At 60.5% G+C, this 2,805-nt stretch carries 3 protein-coding genes; 1 reads left to right on the forward strand and 2 read right to left on the reverse strand.

The features are described 5' to 3' along the window. Window positions 1-120: 120 nt before the first annotated feature. A complete protein-coding gene (locus tag EOC06_RS35405; protein ID WP_128309987.1) occupies window positions 121-1,020 on the reverse strand; it encodes an HNH endonuclease in 900 nt (299 codons plus the stop codon). A 223-nt stretch (window positions 1,021-1,243) separates the two neighbouring features. Here EOC06_RS35405 and EOC06_RS35410 point away from each other — a divergent pair, with 223 nt between their 5' ends. Then, the gene (locus tag EOC06_RS35410) at window positions 1,244-1,786 is read left to right on the forward strand and encodes a dihydrofolate reductase family protein (protein ID WP_127321816.1); all 543 of its coding nucleotides are present in this window, start codon (window positions 1,244-1,246) and stop codon (window positions 1,784-1,786) included. Between the two features lie 42 nt (window positions 1,787-1,828). Here the strand turns inward: EOC06_RS35410 and EOC06_RS35415 are convergent, their stop codons facing one another. Continuing rightward, on the reverse strand, window positions 1,829-2,698 hold the full coding sequence (locus EOC06_RS35415; RefSeq protein WP_128309988.1) for a patatin-like phospholipase family protein: 870 nt from the start codon (window positions 2,696-2,698) through the stop codon (window positions 1,829-1,831). Window positions 2,699-2,805 lie beyond the last annotated feature (107 nt).

Here is a 2,805-nt window from a genome sequence, read left to right on the forward strand (position 1 = left end):
GATGACGGCCGATGGGGCCTATGTGGAGCGGGCGAAGGACTGAGGGGGGCTCTTCCCGCTTAAAGGAGGCCCGTAAGCAAAGCCTTCCCATGGATAGGCGGGGCAGCTTCGAGACACCGCCTATTGCTTGAAACAGTGCTCGCGATGCCATTGCAAGAAATGAGGATGCGGGCGTTCGAGCTGTCGGCGAGGCGGAAGCGCGCGGCGCGTCCTGTTTATGAAGCCCTGCACGCTGTCGAAGTCATTGACCTGTCTGGAGATCAGGATTTCCAAATCGTCCGACAGGCTGATCAATCCACGGTCGAACATCCAATGCGCAGTGCCGGACAGTGCGATCCCATTGTTGACGACATCAGGCCCGTTCGCCTCAACCGGTCGAATATGTGCGGCAGAAACCTCTGCTCGGCCTCCGCCATTTATCAGCTTGAGACCTGTGATCGCGCAGCGCTCGTCATAGGCACGTAAGACGACTCGACGAAAAATGCGGTCCCGCACGATTCGCGATCCGATGTAGCTTACGCGGTCACGACTCTGCTCGAATTCGAATGGCGCCTGCTCATCCTGAAAGCCGGCAGATATGCCGACCTCATCAACGCGCGGCAGCAACAACTCATTCGTATCCAGGCCCAGATCGATGATCCGGTTGAAGTCACCTGGGCTGAGTGCGCGGACAGCAGATTGGGCGCGGCCAGAAATCCGTCCCTCATCATTGAGCAGGCCTCGTTCGACGGGACCGTCAGATCCGCTAAATGGAACAGGATTGACGAAATCGAGGTAGCTTCCGGGCTCAATCAGCGCGAGATACATGTCAGGCGTTACCGGATCGGGGATGATCTGCTGGACTTTCGCTACAGCGTAATAGCCCCGTGTATCGTTTACCTTGCTGGGCTCGTAGTAGATAATCCACTTGCCGACACACGCTTCAACGCGGCGCAGATACGGGCGAGGAAACTGGTATTGCTCTGCGGGGCGATCGTTGTATCGCGAATCCGAGCGATGAATGAAAACCCCGAATCCCATGAATCTTCCTGCAATGCGTTCTTGGGAATAACTACTTCAGATGTGGCATCAAAATCCGAACTTTGGGGTTTAGTCCAGGCGGCGGTCGCCCTTCCCCATGGTATCGGTCTTTCGCAGCCTCGCGCTGAAGCGCCACACTACAACGAAGCGCAGCAATATATTTCAGGAAGCCTGTCGCAAAGCGCCCACGCGGTTCGTCCTTTGACGGAAGAAGGAGAGCGCTATGCGAAAACTCATCGTCACCGAATTCATCAGCGTCGATGGCATTGCCGAGGTCGAGAAGCTGCCCAGCGTGACCTGGAACGACGAGATGAACAGGTTCAAGGAAGACGAGCTTGCCGACAGCGGCGCCATGCTTTTGGGGCGCACGACCTATGAGATCTTTGCCGGCTCCTGGCCAACGGAAACCGGAGATTTTGCCGACCGGTTCAACGCGCTGCCTAAATATGTCGCCTCGACCAGCCTGAAGGCGCTCGACTGGAAGCCGGCCGAATTGCTGAAAGGGCCTCTGCCGGAAGCGGTCAGGACGCTGAAGCAAGGCAGCGGCGGCAACATCTACGTGCATGGCAGCCTCAGCGTCGCGCAGGAATTGCTGCGCCACGGCCTGGTCGAGCGCGTCAGGCTGCTCAGCTATCCAGGCACCGTCGGCCAGGGCAAGCCGCTATTCCCAATCGGTGAGCCGGTGACGCTCGACCTGATTTCCGCAAAACCATTTAGCAACGGCGTGGTGGCGCTAGAGTATGCACCGGTGACGGCGAAATCGTAGGTCGGTTGGGCTCTCTCCTCTCAGGTGAAGGAAAGATGCACCTCACCCGACCTGCTTTCCCCGCCTCCCCTTGATGGCGGCGCTATTCCTCGCCTCAACCACCTTCTCCACCTGCCGCTTCAGCTCGTCCTTGATATCCACCGTTTCGTTCATCAAGGCGTCGATCTTCAGGAAATCGAGGACGCGGTATCTCGAGACTGCCGGGCGGACCAGGATGTCGGGGCGGCATTGTTTCAGCTTGTTGGCGGTGATCGACTGCATCATCAATTGCGTGGCGCCGAACATCAGGTCGACGGAGGTCGGCTGTTTGCGGTCGGCCTCTTCCGGCGCGCCGACCACGTCGACGCCGATGATGATGTCGGCGTCGTTCTCGATCAGGTCGAACGGCACGGGATTGTAGATGCCGCCGTCGATCAGCAGCCTGCCGTCGCGCGTCACCGGCCGGAACACGGCGGGGATGGCGGCCGAGGCCGCCAGCGCCGAGTGCAGGTCGCCGTCCTCGAAGACGGCCAGCTTGTGGCCGAAATAGTCGGTCGCCGTCACCTTCAGCGGGATTTGCAGCTCGCCGAAGGTTTCGGGAATGGCTTCGGGCAGAAAGGCTTTCAGGATGCGCTCGACGTTGAACTGGCTGACGCGGATGCCGCCCTGCATGGCTTCGGCGATGGTGCCCGGCCGCGCCCGCCACATGCGGCTCGCCACTTGGGCGCGGCGGCCGAGGATCGAGCGGGCATAGTCGTGGATGTCCTTGCCGGTCATACCCGATGCCATGCCGGCGCCCATGATGGCGCCGATCGACGAGCCGGCAATCGCCACGGGCTTGATGCCCAACTCGTCCAGCGCCTCGATGACATGGATATGCGCCAACCCGCGCGCGCCGCCGCCGCCGAAGGCGATGCCGAAGCTAGGCGCCATTTTGCGTGACTCCTGCCTCGTTTCTGGCCGGCGACGGAGACCGCCAATTGTTGAAGTTGGCGCCGCCCCTCACCTGCCTGCCGGCATCCTCTCCCCGTATAGTGACG

It is taken from the genome of Mesorhizobium sp. M7A.F.Ca.MR.362.00.0.0, assembly GCF_004023175.1.
Lineage (GTDB): Bacteria > Pseudomonadota > Alphaproteobacteria > Rhizobiales > Rhizobiaceae > Mesorhizobium.

Excerpts from the sequence above, each read along its gene's own strand:
- EOC06_RS35405 (WP_128309987.1), bottom strand. The coding sequence starts at position 1,020 with ATGGGATTCGGGGTTTTCATTCATCGCTCGGATTCGCGATACAACGAT.
- EOC06_RS35415 (WP_128309988.1), bottom strand. The coding sequence starts at position 2,698 with ATGGCGCCTAGCTTCGGCATCGCCTTCGGCGGCGGCGGCGCGCGCGGG.
- EOC06_RS35410 (WP_127321816.1), top strand. The coding sequence starts at position 1,244 with ATGCGAAAACTCATCGTCACCGAATTCATCAGCGTCGATGGCATTGCC.